Source organism: Empedobacter tilapiae, from assembly GCF_004785645.1.
GTDB lineage: Bacteria > Bacteroidota > Bacteroidia > Flavobacteriales > Weeksellaceae > Empedobacter > Empedobacter tilapiae.
The window spans coordinates 101,906-117,227 of record NZ_SRPE01000008.1 but is presented as its reverse complement, the minus strand read 5'-3'; the positions used below and the strand labels follow the sequence as shown (position 1 = coordinate 117,227).

The 15,322-nt window shown below is 30.9% G+C and carries 10 protein-coding genes; 5 read left to right on the top strand and 5 right to left on the bottom strand.

Annotated elements, in window-relative coordinates:
* Window positions 1–80 precede the first annotated feature (80 nt).
* The 5 genes from fabV to E4J94_RS12160 all read left to right on the top strand — a co-directional run bounded on the left by fabV (window position 81) and on the right by E4J94_RS12160 (window position 7,348).
* Window positions 81–1,283 (top strand): enoyl-ACP reductase FabV, encoded by a 1,203-nt coding sequence (fabV, locus tag E4J94_RS12180; RefSeq protein ID WP_135836079.1) that lies wholly within the window; start codon window positions 81–83, stop codon window positions 1,281–1,283.
* Between the two features lie 309 nt (window positions 1,284–1,592).
* The gene (locus tag E4J94_RS12175; protein WP_135836078.1) at window positions 1,593–3,002 is read left to right on the top strand and encodes an amino acid permease; all 1,410 of its coding nucleotides are present in this window, start codon (window positions 1,593–1,595) and stop codon (window positions 3,000–3,002) included.
* Window positions 3,003–3,274: 272 nt separating this feature from the next.
* Window positions 3,275–3,856 carry a hypothetical protein gene (locus E4J94_RS12170; RefSeq protein ID WP_135836077.1) on the top strand — a complete coding sequence of 194 codons (582 nt, stop codon included), beginning with the start codon at window positions 3,275–3,277 and terminating at the stop codon, window positions 3,854–3,856.
* A 57-nt stretch (window positions 3,857–3,913) separates the two neighbouring features.
* Window positions 3,914–6,829 (top strand): hypothetical protein, encoded by a 2,916-nt coding sequence (locus E4J94_RS12165; protein ID WP_135836076.1) that lies wholly within the window; start codon window positions 3,914–3,916, stop codon window positions 6,827–6,829.
* A 15-nt stretch (window positions 6,830–6,844) separates the two neighbouring features.
* On the top strand, window positions 6,845–7,348 hold the full coding sequence (locus E4J94_RS12160; RefSeq protein ID WP_135836075.1) for a hypothetical protein: 504 nt from the start codon (window positions 6,845–6,847) through the stop codon (window positions 7,346–7,348).
* 423 nt (window positions 7,349–7,771) lie between these two features.
* Here the strand turns inward: E4J94_RS12160 and E4J94_RS12155 are convergent, their stop codons facing one another.
* From E4J94_RS12155 to E4J94_RS12135, 5 genes are all read right to left on the bottom strand, one after another.
* Window positions 7,772–9,919 (bottom strand): DEAD/DEAH box helicase, encoded by a 2,148-nt coding sequence (locus E4J94_RS12155; protein WP_135836074.1) that lies wholly within the window; start codon window positions 9,917–9,919, stop codon window positions 7,772–7,774.
* The gene (locus tag E4J94_RS12150; protein WP_115000691.1) at window positions 9,916–11,232 is read right to left on the bottom strand and encodes an ATP-binding protein; all 1,317 of its coding nucleotides are present in this window, start codon (window positions 11,230–11,232) and stop codon (window positions 9,916–9,918) included. Before E4J94_RS12150 ends, E4J94_RS12155 begins: the two co-directional genes overlap by 4 nt.
* On the bottom strand, window positions 11,225–12,670 hold the full coding sequence (locus E4J94_RS12145) for a tellurite resistance TerB C-terminal domain-containing protein (RefSeq protein ID WP_135836073.1): 1,446 nt from the start codon (window positions 12,668–12,670) through the stop codon (window positions 11,225–11,227). Before E4J94_RS12145 ends, E4J94_RS12150 begins: the two co-directional genes overlap by 8 nt.
* A 104-nt stretch (window positions 12,671–12,774) precedes the next feature.
* Window positions 12,775–13,800 (bottom strand): TerC family protein, encoded by a 1,026-nt coding sequence (locus tag E4J94_RS12140; RefSeq protein ID WP_135836072.1) that lies wholly within the window; start codon window positions 13,798–13,800, stop codon window positions 12,775–12,777.
* 9 nt (window positions 13,801–13,809) lie between these two features.
* Window positions 13,810–15,321, bottom strand: a complete 1,512-nt coding sequence (locus tag E4J94_RS12135; protein WP_135836071.1) for a helix-hairpin-helix domain-containing protein — start codon at window positions 15,319–15,321, stop codon at window positions 13,810–13,812.
* Between the last annotated feature and the right edge of the window lies 1 nt (window position 15,322).

Below are 15,322 nucleotides of genomic sequence, written 5' to 3'. Positions count from 1 at the left end.
TATTTTTTTCTCAGCTATGAAACAGAACTTTTCGTTATATTGAATTTATTTTATAATTTTATGCGACTAAATTAAGTATAATGATTATTCAACCAAGAACAAGAGGTTTTATTTGCATTACCACTCATCCTGAAGGGACTGCTAAAAATGTTCACAATCAAATTGAGTACATAAAATCAAAAAATATTTCAACCGAAGGACCAAAAAAAGTTTTAATTATTGGTGCTTCGACAGGTTTTGGACTGTCATCTCGTATTACAGCAGCATTTGGATATAACGCAGCTACAATTGGAGTTTTCTTTGAAAAACCAGCTGCTCAAAAAAAACCAGGAACTGCTGGTTGGTACAACACTGCAGCCTTTGAGAAAGAAGCACACGCTGCTGGTTTGTATGCAAAAAGTATTAATGGTGATGCTTTCTCAGATGAAATAAAACAACAAACGATTGATTTAATCAAGAAAGATTTAGGTCAAGTAGATTTAGTTGTGTATAGTTTAGCTTCTCCTCGTCGTACTCATCCTAAAACAGGAGTTGTGCACTCTTCGGTTTTAAAACCTATTGGAGAGCCTTTTACAAATAAAACAGTAGATTTCCATACTGCAAACGTTACTGATATTACTATTAATCCTATTGACTCTCAAGAAGACATTGATAATACAATTGCTGTTATGGGAGGTGAAGATTGGAAATTTTGGATGGAAGATTTAAAAGCCGCTGGTGTTTTAGCAGAAGGTGTAAAAACAGTTGCTTATTCATATATCGGACCAGAATTAACACATAGAATTTACAAAGATGGAACTATTGGTATGGCTAAGAATGATTTAGAAAAAACAGTTCCTGTTTTGAATGAATTATTAGCTGATTTGAATGGTGTTTCTTACGTTTCTGTCAACAAAGCATTAGTCACTCAATCTAGTTCTGCTATTCCTGTGGTACCTTTATACGTATCATTATTATACAAAGTAATGAAAGATAAAGGCATTCACGAAGGAACAATTGAGCAAATGCAACGTTTATTCGAAGAACGTTTATATACAACTAACGGACAAATTCCTTTAGACGAAAATGGACGTATTCGTATTGACGATTTAGAAATGCGCGAAGATGTTCAAAAAGAAGTTGACGATTTATGGAAAATTGTTACATCTGAAAATATCAACGAGATTTCTGATATCAAAGGTTATCGTGATGAATTTTTCCAATTATTTGGCTTCAACTATGACGAAATTGATTATGATGTGGAAACAGATGAATTGGTAACAGTTCCAAGTATTTCTGAATAATAAATATATTCAATCAAATAATTATAAACCTCGAAAGAATTTTCGAGGTTTTTTTGTCTCAATAAAATAAGTGAAAATACATTTTATTCGTATTTATTTAAATTATTAAACTTTATTTTAGCAAAAAAATAAGTTTATTTCTATCAATATAAAAAAAACAAACTAGAACAACCCAACTAAATTATATTATTCCTAATAATTAAACTTCATTTTATATATATATATAATTTTAGTGAAATTTATTTTTCGATTATTAAAAATAAACTCGAAATACTTTACATTTCATCAAGTTTTAACACATGTATTTTTATGTCTATTTGGAAAATTAAACCATTAGCGAAATTAATAGAAGATTCGCAGGAAACAGAAGGTGGTTTAAAAAGGTCTCTGTCTTCAGGAGCATTGGTTGCTTTAGGTATTGGTGCTATCATTGGTGCTGGCTTATTTAGTTTAACAGGAATAGCTGCAGCTGACCATGCTGGTCCAGCAGTTACTTTATCATTCGTATTAGCAGCTGTTGGTTGCGCGTTTGCAGGACTTTGTTATGCAGAGTTTGCTTCTATGATACCTGTTGCAGGAAGCGCTTACACCTACTCTTATGCAACTATGGGTGAATTCATTGCTTGGATTATTGGCTGGGATCTAGTATTAGAATATGCTTTGGCAGCAGCTACCGTAAGCGTAAGTTGGTCGGCATACGTCGATAAATTTTTACAAGGAATAAATATTCATCTACCTCAAGAATTATTACATGCTCCAGCAGATGGAGGTATCATCAATTTACCTGCAATATTTATTGTGTGCTTATTGTCTTTAGTATTAATCAGAGGTACAAAAGAATCTGCAATTATCAACAATATTTTAGTTGTCTTAAAAGTAAGTGTTGTAATTGTATTTATTGTTTTAGGTTGGAGTCATATCAATCCTGAAAATCATATTCCATTTATTCCTAAAAATATCCCAGGAACTCAATTCGGAGGAATGCCAGGTATCGCAGCAGGTGCAGCTGTCGTTTTCTTTGCTTTTGTAGGTTTCGATGCTGTTTCTACTGCAGCTCAGGAAGCAAAAAATCCACAAAAAGGAATGCCTATAGGTATTTTAGGTTCTTTAGTTATTTGTACTATTTTGTATGTATTGTTTTCTTGGGTGATGACAGGTTTAGTACCTTATCAAATCTTTAAAGGAGATGCTTCGCCAGCTGCTACAGCTTTTGCAGTTACTGGTTATACATTTTTACAAAGCGTTTTGATTTTAGCTATTATTGCAGGATATACTTCCGTTATTTTAGTCATGTTACTAGGACAAAGTCGCGTATTTTACAGTATGAGTAATGATGGACTATTACCTTCATTCTTCTCACATGTACACAAAAAATTTCATACGCCTTGGAAAACTAATTTATTCTTCTTAGTATTTGTAAGCATTTTTGCAGGATTTGTTCCAATCAAAGATTTAGGTCATATGGTAAGTATCGGAACTTTATTTGCCTTTACTTTAGTTTGTATTGGTATCATTGTGATGCGTAAAAAAATGCCAAATGCCGAACGTAAATTTAAAGTTCCATTAGTCCCATTCGTTCCTATTTTAGGAATTATTGTTTGTGTTTATTTAATGACTTCATTAACAATGGAAAGCTGGTGGCGACTTTTGATTTGGTTAATTATTGGAATCTGTATTTATTTTTTCTACGGAAAACTACATAGTAAAGTTGATGATTAGAAAATCATTATTTTTGAGTTTTTTTGAAATCCTTTATCTAAAAAGATAAGGGATTTTTTGTCTTTATTATATTTATATACTTAAGTGATTTGCTAATCCAGTATAGACAAAACCACACAAAATCTATGATATGATATCTAGATAATCTAAAATAATCTTATCAGATTCTTTCTTCAATTAATTATTTTTGTAATTAAAATCATAAAATTATGTGAACATTCTCTTTTAATTTTGTATATTCGTAAACATCAACCGATTAACACTATACATGTATGAGAGAATTTTTATTACATTATCTCAATCATACTAAATCTACTTACCTTTTCTTATTATTGTATTTTTTATCAACTTCAGTTTTTCCTTATATAGGAGAAATAAATGAAGAGGTTAATTCTGAATCTCCTACAAATAAAATAGTTATAACAATAAAAGAGAATACAACTTTTTATATTTCTGAAAACACTATTATATCTAATATAGGGACGAAAGAAAAAAATGATACTACTCCATCTCAACAAAATAAAATATTAAAAAAACAGATATTTAAAACTTCCATAAATAAATCAAAAAGCAAAGACAAGCAAAATTTATCTCAATCAGAAAAAGTTTATAAACACGAAAAACTCTTTTATTTACCCTATAAGTCCTCTACTTTTTTTAATCTATATAAACCTAGTGCTCTTGGTGTTTATTATGAGATATTTTATAATTATGCTGCACTTTTTATGACTTTTATAAATAAGATTACAGACCACGATATTCAATACAAAAAAAAATATTACCATTATATTTTTTGCGATTACGCAATCTGCTTGTCTCACTTAGAAATACGCTCTCCTTCATTGTTTATTTAGTTAATTAATATTTCTACTGCCAACCAAAGATTTATTAATTAAACAACTACTATAAACATGAAAAATATTATACAGAATTTATTTCTGTTCCTATCTCTATGCCTGTTTAATTGGGCATACGGGCAGGGAGCATGCAACTCTCCAGTTACCTGGACGAACAATAATTTTGCACCAAATGCTCTTACTGTAAATTCATCGCAAGGTCTCGGTGATCATTTTGCGAATAAAAATAGGTTAACAGACTCCGATTTAACAAATGCAGCAACTTGGACCTCAGTAGTAATTAATCCAACAGCAAATATTGAGGTACAAAACAATTCAACAACTTATCCTGCTGGTACTTATGCTGGAGTAGTTCTGTCTGAAACAAGTACAGTTGCTTTATCAACAACTTATCGAGTAGAAACATATTTAGGTAACGTAGCTACTGGAGATGCTATAACAGTAGAAGTACCTATAACTGCTGTTTCTGCTTCCAATAGAAATCTTGGAGTAACTTCAACCAAACCGTTTAATAAAATAAGGGTAACCGTCACAACATTAGGAATAACAACAACAGCTGTTAACTATGTTTATACCATCACACCTTGCGCAACTCCGCAGACTTTGGTCTGTAATACAAGCACTCGAATTATAGAGAATAATTTTGCAGCTGTCGTTAATTATGAGAATAATAGAACAGGAACAAGCGGACTAACAGTAGGTAACATTACAAACATTGGAAACATTGTCAATAGCGATACAACAGATTTTGCTACAATGTCTTTAGGGGTTGCATTAGGCGCTTCAGCTCAAGTATCGGTAAAAGATTTGAATAAAACATATGATGCAGGATCTTTTGCAGGATTTGAGATTTCGAACACCAATCTACTCAATTTAGATTTATTAAATGGAACAAAAATCGTCACTTATTTGAATGGTGTTTTACAAGAAACATCGAATAGCAATACCTTACTCGTTAGTTTGTCTTTATTAGGAGGTGCTAACAGAGCTGAAGTAGGATTTACGACAACTCTACCATTTAATGAGGTTCAATATGTTCAGACAAATCTGCTAGGACTTAATGTGTTTGGATCAACTCAGATTTATAATTTGGTGGTAAAACGTAATTGTAACGGACCAGCACCCTCTTGTAATGTAGATACTAGAATTATAGCCCCTACTTATCCAGCAACTGTCCAACAAATTCGTACAGGTACGGGAGGAATATCTGTTGCCTCAGTAAGTAATTCAAATAATGTTGTGAATAGTGATATAAATGATTATGCTTCAATTAATGTAACAGCTTCTTTAGCAGGTACAGCAACCTTATCTGTGGCGACAAGTGGTCAGCAATTTAATGCAGGATATTTTGCAGGATTTGAAATCTCGAATACAAATTTGTTAAATGTTAATCTATTAGGTGGAATTTCAATCAGAACTTATTTAAATGGAGTAGAGCAAGAAACATCAAATTCAAATTCGCTATTATTAAATGTAGGTGTTTTAGGCAGTGCTCCACGCAGTGTTGTCGGTTTTGTTACAACAAAACCATTTGATGAGGTTCAATTTAGAATGTCAACATTATTGAGTGTTGATCTGTTAGGTGAGACAAAAATTTATAATATGATTGTCAAACAATTTTGTGAAGGACCAGCATTTGTGTGTAATACGAATACATTAATAGGGAAGAATCAATATCCAGTTAGTATTGGTAACAATACAGGAGTTACAGGTATTGCTACAGTCGGAAATATTGTAGATATTGACCATATTTTAGATAACAATCCTTTAACTTATGCTAGCATTAATATTCCAGTGGGAGCACTTAGTACAGCGACAATAGCTATACACAAACAATTGACACCTTTTAGCGTAGGAGCATATGTTTCTTTTGATGTTGAATTTACAAGTTTGATTAATGTAGCTGTTTTGCCTAAATTAAAACTTCGATTATTAAGAAATAACGCACAAGTAGGGATTATAGAAGGAAGCAATTTCCTTTTGGGTGCAAATGTGGCAACAAATATTCGAAAAACATTAGGGTTCAAGGCGCCTGCTACATTTGATGAAATACAATTAATTTATGAACAACCAGTAGGTATTTCATTAGGAATCGTTAAGATATACGATTTATACATTATGAATCCATGTCAAAATCCTATTGACTGTAGCACTAATCGTCCTATTGAAAACACACCTACACACCCAGTAGTTATAAATCAATTTAAAACAGGACCTGAAGGACTCGCTTGTGCTTTGTGTGGAGTTGACAACGCTCAAAACTTAATTACTCCATCAGCTACGGATTATGCAACTTTAAACATGAATGTTGGAGCTGGAGGAACAGTAGGAATAAGTGTTTTGGATTTAACAAACAGATATCCAAGTGGTACCTACGTAGGATTTACAATAGAAGATGTACCTTATCTTCTTCAGGCAGACGTTTTGGAAGGATTTTTTGTCAAAACTTATCTAAATGGTGTTTTACAAGAAGTAGCTAATGATGCAAGTTTACTGGATTTATCGATCATATTATCAATTGGAACAGGAATGAAAAATTATGGATTCCGAGCAACTAAACCATTTGATGAGGTTAAATTTGAGGTCTTTTCTTTGATAAGTGCTTTCAACAATATAAAAGTATACAATCTTAAAATAGATGCAAGTAACCCGACCGCTAATGACGGAAATCTAATTTGTCAAAATAATATATGTGTTAAACAAGGTGATTTTTCAACTGCAGGTATTCCATCTTCAAGTGTAGGAATATCATCTTTAGCCTCTCCAAGATCAACATGGCCAGCCGACGTTCCAAATGGATTTATTGTATTAGAATCAAAGAATAAAGGTCTTGTAATTTCTAGAGTTTCTAGCTCTACAAATGTTCTTCAACCACAGGAAGGGATGTTAATTTATGACACTAGTGCAAGCTGTATCAAATTATATAACGGAACAACTTGGAAATGTATTTCAAAATCTTGTAATGAATAAATAACTGTTATAATTATGAAAAATCTTGTTTATACCATATTAATCTTAAGTAGCTTTTCTTATGCTCAAATTGCTGTAGGAAAAACAAACGTTGTTGGATCAAACACATTATTAGATTTTGATCAAAGCTCAACAAATTCAAAAGGCATTATTTTACCTGCTGTAACCAATACTACAAATGTAACACCTACTAATGGAACATTTGTCTTCGACATTAATACAAAAAAGGTACGTATGGTTGAAAATAATGTATGGAAAGATCTCAGCGATATAGGAAATACATCAAATCTTATTTCAAATACATCCAATGATATAGGAAATGGAGTTATTATTGGAGCCGAGACCTCTGTCGCAACTGGCATTTTAGTCTTAGAAGCAACAGACAAAGCTATGATTTTGCCTAAAATCTCGAATCCTCATTTAACCGTCAAAAGTCCTTATGCAGGAATGATATGTTATGATACAGTCAGTAAAACACTTGCTGTATTTGATGGAACAAATTGGAATTATTGGAAATAAAATATTTTTTAACTTAAACCAAATTATTGAACAAACCTAATGATGGAATTATATCTGTCATTAGGTTTTTATAGTTATTAAAAATAATATCTCACTCCTTATTTTATTAAATAAAAAAAAGAGATTCTAAATAATAGAATCCCTTTCAGCGGGCTGAAAGGTACTTCTGTCGAACATTTGATGTCATTTTTGACGTTTTTAAATAAACTTTAATTTTCAGATTTTCAAAAAATCATTCTATAAAATATAACAAAAAAAATGATATGATTTAAGAATAAATAAAAAATGGTTCTCTTTGTCTTTTAGCGGGCTGACAGTTATTTCAGTCGAACGTTTTATGTAATTTTTGACGTTTTTAAATGAAATTTTTAAGTGATAATTCTTATCTTTTAAAACCATTTTTTTATAATTACAATTGTAACATTACTTATATTTCACAAACATGTTTGTTTCTCCAAAATTTTTAACTTCATTAAAATCGAAGTACTTTGTTTTGATTAAATCTATCTGCATTTCAAGTGGTAGATAGATAGCCCATTTTGAAAAATCAAGCATTTCTTGTCCTTTTTCAAAAGCTAAAAGCATTTGAAGTTGCTTTTCTATTTCCTTTTTCTCAATATTTTTTAGAATATTTGTAAAATCATCAACCGAAAAAGATTCATTAATAAGCTCGATAGAACTTGATGATTCATCTATCCTATTTTCAATTTTGTTTAAAGTCAAGAGAAAAGAAATAGTTCTATTAACTTTTGAACTTGAAAAAGTATAAAAGATTTTCGATTTTTCTTTTATCAAAACTGGGCGTTGTTTTTTAAGATTTTCAATTTTGAGAAATGAAAATTCTTTTTGCAATTCGAATAAAGCAAACCTGCTGTTTTCATCTATAAAATCATAATCTGTTTTGGATGTAAGCACTTCAAACATTTTTTCTCTAATCTTTGAAGCTACATCTGCACTATTTCCGAAGAAAAGAGGTTTTTTACCATCATTTGTCGGAATAACTTCAACTTTTTTGGATTTAAAATCTACGTCAATTATTTTCCAAATTCGAGCTGATAGAAATACATTTTCGTTTACAATTAATTGAGGAGACAAAGGCAATTCACCTATTTTATTGCCCGAGTTTACAACTTTTAAAAAAGTATCTGTTTTAAAAAGTGAATAAAAATCTTTAGAGTTTACAAGCGGTTCAGCATCGATCCCAAGAATAATTTCATTTCCTATTTTTTCTAAAAAATCTAAACCTATGAGATGATTAATGAGCGATAAAACTTCGTTTTTACTAATTTTTAGAAAAGCAGGATTGTTTGAAACTTGCAAATATAACTTCTCAATTTCAATTCCTGAAGAACTTTTAACAATAGATAAAATCTGATGCAAAAGAACATCATAAGGCTTATCTGAGATAAAAACTGGCTCTATAAAATTTTCTTGATATAAAAGCCAAGACGCCAACGATTGCAAAAAACTCCAAGAATCCGTTGAATAAAGAACTAAATTACTATCTTTTCCTACTCGTCTTCCACTTCTCCCGATACGCTGTATTAGCGATGCAATACTGTGTGTAGCATCAATCTGAACAACTTTATCTACATTACCAATATCAATTCCTAATTCTAAAGTTGAAGTACAAGAAATGGTGAAATTTTGTTGATTTGTATTTTTTGCAAAAAACTCTACATATTCACGCGTTTCTTTATCTACAGCCGAATGATGAGAAAAATAATTTTGATGACCTCCAACTTTATCGGAAATTTTCTTCAATTTTACAGCAACTTCTTCCACACGTCCTCTTGCATTGGGAAAAACTAATGCTTTACAATCTCTAGTTTCTTTATACAAATCTTTTAAAAGATCCAAAGGCAATTCCGTAGAATTGGAATCGAAATATCTAAAATCTGCATTAATAGGTTTTGGTGTAGTATCTCTAATGACTTTTGTATGATCTGGATTACCAAAAAATGACTTTAACTCAACATATTGGTTTGCATCACTCACGGTTGCTGAAAGTCCAACTACAGATACTTTTTTAGAGCTTTTTTGCTGCAATCTGTGAATCAAAGATTGTAATTGTAAACCTCTATCTGAACCTAAAAAATTATGTATTTCGTCAATAACAATATATTCCAGCAGGGAAAAAAGTTGAACAACATTATGAGGTTTATTGCAAAACATTGCTTCAATAGACTCTGGTGTAATGAGAAGAATTCCATTTGGATTTTTTAGAAGCTGTTCTTTTTTACTTTTACTAGCTTCGCCATGCCATTTTGTTACAGAAATATCCAAATAATTGCAAAGTTGTTCTATTCGCAAAAACTGGTCATTAATTAAAGCAATTAAAGGTGAAATGTACAAGACTTTAACACCAGATTCTTTAAAATTTACTTTTGATAAAATAGGAAGAAAAGCCGCTTCCGTTTTACCAGAAGCGGTTCTTGATATTAATATGTAATTGTTATCAGTAGAAGTAATTCTCTGAATTGCAGCTTCCTGAATCGGACGAAAACTATCCCAACGTTTATCTCTTATGTACTTTCGGATCGGCTCAGAAAGCAATTCGTAAGTCGTCATATTTCTTCGATTGAATCTAAAGCTACAAGGTCATTTGGTCTTTCGTCAGAAATTTCGATTTCTCCAAACAATTTTCTTTTATCAATTTCAGGATTTTGACGAATAATGTTGAGAATATTCAGAAAATCTCGAATTACTTCACGAGGTGTCAAAAACTCGGAAGCTCCAGGTTTATTAAACATTTCTTCCATAAATGAAGTAATATCTTCATCAGAAACATTTAATTCTGTTTTATAATTCAAATCAAAAATGGATTTTAGTTTCGTTAATAAAACAAAAATTTCATTGTGATTTAATGGTTTTAATTTAATGACAGGTTGTGCAAAATCTCTTATTTCTAAAGTTTCAAATTTGTTAGGTTCTAAACGAGATTTTAAAGCTTGATAACTAAATAATCCGCGTCTTTCATTTTCTAAAAACTCTTTAGTTCCTGCAAAATTTATAAAGAAATTAGAAACCTTTCCTTGGAAACAATCATTATAGATCGAAAGAATTTTTTCATAATTTTTTTCTCTCGCTGCCGAAGTTGTAATCTTGTATAAATTGATAGCTTCGTCCAGATTTATCATAAATCCACTGTAACCCATACTCACAAATAATTTGCAGAAATTTTTGAGCATATCATAATAATTGGAATCATTGATTATCTCTCGAACTCCAAGATCTTGTCGTGCTTCTGTTTTGGTTTTGTATTCTCCTTTCAACCATTTTAAGGCATTTCGGCGAAGATATTCATCGCCTTTTATGTAACCTTCATAGTATTTAATAATTACCGAAGCGAAATCAAAACCTCCGACTTCCGTAATCTCGTTAACGGTTTTCATTATTGCGTTTTGTACTAATGGCAAATATTGATCATTACGAATATCTGAAAGAGAAATATTTTGTTCTTCACTTACTTTTGTGATAACTTGTTCTATCCATTTTTCTAAAAGCGTTGGCAAAGCACCACCTTCTGGCTTTGTTTGGATGGCAATGTTATCCATAATTGCGGCATACAACAAAACACTTTTTCCATCATTTGCATAAATTCTATTTTCTGGAGTAAAATCGGCATTGGCAACAACAAATTTTTGTTTTAACGCCACCGTATTTAGCAAATGAAGCATAAAAGATTTTCCGCTTCCGAAATCTCCGATCCAAAATTTAGCAAGACTATGACCATTTTTCACATCTTCTAAAGAACTGATAAAGGCATTTATCTCTTCGGAGCGCCCAACGGTAATATGTTGAACGCCTATTTTAGGAACAACACCGCTTATTAAAGAATTAATAATTGAAGTTACTTCTTTGGGTTTAATATTGTCAATCATTTAATAATAGTTTTTTGTAATAATCTGGATAAATCGTGTAATAATCATCATCTTCTTCAATCAAAACATCATCAAGCATTTCAAAACATTTATCGTTGATCGCATCAATGGTAGAATTGAGAAATAAATTTTTAGATTTAATAAAATCTTCAAGCTCGTTTTGAATCATTGAATAGCTTGATTTTTCAAATAATTCTAAAATATTGACTTGAATATCTGATAATTGAAGATCATCCTTAAACTTGAATGAGTTAATCGTTTCATTCGTAACTTCTGGAAGAATAAATTCTTCGGTTAAAGTTTGCTCTGTTTCAGTAATTTCTATCGATTCTTCGTCACCAAGGTACTCTTCTAACAATTCAACAGTTAATGAATCTTGCTTTTGTATATCTGCAATTGCACTTCTATCAATGCTAATTTTCTTTCTTTTAGGTTGAAAAATAGTTGGTATAAAAGAAATTGTACGTTCGAGATTCTTATTATTAATGAATTGTTGTACTAAATCTACAAAATTATTTACCTCATCTTGATTTCTAAATATTACTTTTTGAATCGATTTTGGAAATTGTTTGTTCTCAAATTTTGTTGAAATAATATCTTTATCCAAATATTTAAAATACAATTCTAAAGCAACAACTTTATCAAAATCAGCAATAAATTTCGCTGCCTCAAAATAGATATGACTTGCGGACGGATTCTTTTCATTAATATCAACTAAACGGTCAATTTCCCAATTAAACCCTATAATATTTGAATAATGTTTTACAACATCATCAAATTTGGTTTTCCATCTATTTGTATTCGTTTCATTTAAAATAATATTGGTTTTGGAATCCGCATCTAAGATCTTAGCTTGATCTTCTATCAAAAAAACAGATAATTTTGAAAGAATTTTCTTTTCATGTAACCTTATAATGTCTGGATTTTGATAATCAAGATTGGTATTTATTTTTCGCTTAATTCCGTAAACTTCTCTTACTGTATTCTCACAATATTTTAAAATTTGTTGGAGAATTTCTATTTTGATCGTTTCAATGGTATAAACGTAGTTAAGACTTTCTTTTCGATAGTTGTATTTATTAACGATGATAATTTCTGACATTTCATCGATGACATTAGAATATGCTTTATTAACGGGTATACATTTTTCTAACAGAAAATCATAGGCTCTAAAAAATTGTTTTAAAATCTGAATTCTACAGAAAATGATTTCATTAAAAACATTATCTGCAAAATTTATCTTATTTAATAATTCAATTTGATTGGAATTTAAATTCAATCTTTTTGAAAACTTGTCGCCTAATTTCCAATAAAAATCTTTGTTTGAATTTTCAAATTCATTTTCATCAAAGCGAGGTAATGGCATAGGATTTTGTCCTGAAACATCAATGATTGATGAATCATTATTCAAATTTGAAGAAGTAGAATTTTCATTCATTAAATAGAAAATTGGGATTCATTATTTTAGAAGAAAAAAGCATTCGGATTAATAAATTAACAAAGTAAAATAACAATGCAAATGCTTTTGTATAAAGATATTTATTATGCTTTCGCTACATCCTCATCATCCTTATCTGGAAACATGATAGATGCAATAACTGATAATACCAAAATACTCCCAACGATTGCTAACGAAATTGGAGAAGGAATATGGTACCACGGAGATATTAGCATTTTTACTCCAATAAAACTCAATATAATTGCTAATCCGTAAGGTAATTTGCTAAACATATGAATGAAATTAGCTAATAAGAAATATAATGATCTAAGACCTAAAATCGCAAAAATATTTGAGGTATAAAGAATAAATGGATCTTTAGAAATAGCAAAGATTGCTGGAATAGAATCTACTGCAAATAGTACATCTGTAAACTCAATAACCGCAACTACAACTAAAAGCGGCGTTGCCATTTTAATTCCGTTTTGGATTGTAAAAAATTTATCACCATCATAATTGTCTGCAACTTTGTAGAATCTTTTTACCAAACGAGCACCAGCAGTTTTACTGAAATCTTCCTCATCGTCGTCGTCGCCACCGCCCCAAGATTTGATACCCGCGTAAACTAAGAATAATCCAAATAACGTCATTACAACATTAATGCGGACTGGTGTTCCGAAAATAACCCATTCTGGCAAGTAAGTCAAATTAATAATACCAACACCTGCAAAAATGAAAATCGCACGAAAAACTAAGGCTCCAATAATTCCCCAAAAAAGAACTTTATGATGCAAATTTCTTGGAACTTTGAAGAATCCAAATACGAGAATAAAGACAAACAAGTTGTCCACTGAGAGTGCTTTCTCAATCCAATAAGCCGCTTGGAATTGGGTGAATTTTTCAATGGCGAGATCATGTCCACCTGCGTCCTGGTTAAATACCCAATAGACAACTCCAGAAAATACCATGGCTAATGATATCCACACAATTGTCCAAATAGTTGCTTCCTTAGAAGACACTTCGTGTGCTTTTTTGTTAAATACTCCAAGGTCTAACAATAGCATTACTATTACTACGATAGCAAAACCAATTACTAAACCAGGATGCAAATCAATAATACTTTTATCCATCTTTTTTAATTATTTATTAGTTAAAGTTATATACATTAATCGCCCTCCATCTTCGTCAGAAAGCATTATTTTTTTCCCATCCGTTAACTCTACCATCGAGTTGATAGGAATTGGTTTATTCTCGGTTACATCTTTCATATTGGGTAAACTTTGGTTGACTAGAACCCATTTATTTTGATAAAATGTAAAATATCCAACAGGTTTTTTATCTATATCACTTAAACTTTCGTTTCTGATTACTTTTCTGGAAACATGCCATTTGAAAAGATATTGATTGTGATAGACCATCAAACGATGATTTTCGGGTTTCCAAACATCATCTTTAAATTTGTAATATAAATCCACAACTGGTAAAGTGCCTTTATGTGGTGTTCCGCAAAAAGGACATTTAGGCTGCGATGTATTATCAAAAACATACCATTTTTCGTCACATTGCAGGTTACTACAAGGTTGTATAAGATCTACAGTTTTCAATAAAGCGGTTTCCCATTCATTTGCAATTGGTCGTAACATAGGGTTGTGTAAACCATCTATAAAAGCTCTTCTAAATAATTCAGAAAGATATGGTCCTGTCACCGTATAAGGTATTTTTTTAGGATCTCCCCAAAATAAATTCCATTTTTTAAGTTGATCAACTTTTACACGATTTGTTGTATCTGTAGGATGCTCTATAAAAATTGCTTTTTCTCCCATAGATAAAACCTCATCTTTCTCAGAATCCAAATCCCAAATTTTACCTCCACGTAAAGGATGTCTTCTTAACAAATACATGTAAATTAGTACAGGCAAAGCGTGTAAATCTGTTTTCTGATTAGGCAAAATTCTATTAGGATCTTGAAGTGGTAGATGCTTTGTTTTTAATACTTCTGGAGCAATAAAATCTGCGGTTCCTATTACATCTGGAGGAAATAATCCTGGGACAACCAAACCATCAATATCAATTATTGCAGCTGATTTTGAAACTGGATCTACTAAAACATTATTGTAAGATAAATCTGAATGTGCTAATCCCATTTGATGCATTTTTTTCACTCCACGTGATATGTTAATTCCGATTTGAAAATAACTTAACCAATCTCCTAATTCGGAATTATCTAATGATAAAGGGTATTCTTTATTTCGGAAAGAAGGTGTTGTAAACCATTTCCCTACTTTTTCTCCTCCTTTTATTGTTTCATCAGAAGTATAACCTTTCGAAAAGAAAAATTTTGGATTATAAATAGGAACAATAACTCCTGTTTTTCCATCTTTTTCTACAGCATCGTAAGGCCAGCGAAATATATCATCTAAAAAATAATCTGAACTAGTTCCACTTTTTATGTTATCGAGGTATAATTTGACTATTCTTTTTATTCTTTCTTTTTGATTAAAATCTAATGAATCTCGAAAAAAAGCAACTACATACTTTTTATCAGGAGAAAAATAAACATCTTTCATGCCTCCCTTTTTAGGGTTACCATCATCTATAAAATCATATGATTTGGTATTGTCTATGATTGAATTTACTCTAATTATACTCATA

Coding starts and splice junctions, on each gene's coding strand:
- fabV (WP_135836079.1), top strand. CDS start 81: ATGATTATTCAACCAAGAACAAGAGGTTTTATTTGCATTACCACTCAT.
- E4J94_RS12175 (WP_135836078.1), top strand. CDS start 1,593: ATGTCTATTTGGAAAATTAAACCATTAGCGAAATTAATAGAAGATTCG.
- E4J94_RS12170 (WP_135836077.1), top strand. CDS start 3,275: ATGAGAGAATTTTTATTACATTATCTCAATCATACTAAATCTACTTAC.
- E4J94_RS12165 (WP_135836076.1), top strand. CDS start 3,914: ATGAAAAATATTATACAGAATTTATTTCTGTTCCTATCTCTATGCCTG.
- E4J94_RS12160 (WP_135836075.1), top strand. CDS start 6,845: ATGAAAAATCTTGTTTATACCATATTAATCTTAAGTAGCTTTTCTTAT.
- E4J94_RS12155 (WP_135836074.1), bottom strand. CDS start 9,919: ATGACGACTTACGAATTGCTTTCTGAGCCGATCCGAAAGTACATAAGA.
- E4J94_RS12150 (WP_115000691.1), bottom strand. CDS start 11,232: ATGATTGACAATATTAAACCCAAAGAAGTAACTTCAATTATTAATTCT.
- E4J94_RS12145 (WP_135836073.1), bottom strand. CDS start 12,670: ATGAATGAAAATTCTACTTCTTCAAATTTGAATAATGATTCATCAATC.
- E4J94_RS12140 (WP_135836072.1), bottom strand. CDS start 13,800: ATGGATAAAAGTATTATTGATTTGCATCCTGGTTTAGTAATTGGTTTT.
- E4J94_RS12135 (WP_135836071.1), bottom strand. CDS start 15,321: ATGAGTATAATTAGAGTAAATTCAATCATAGACAATACCAAATCATAT.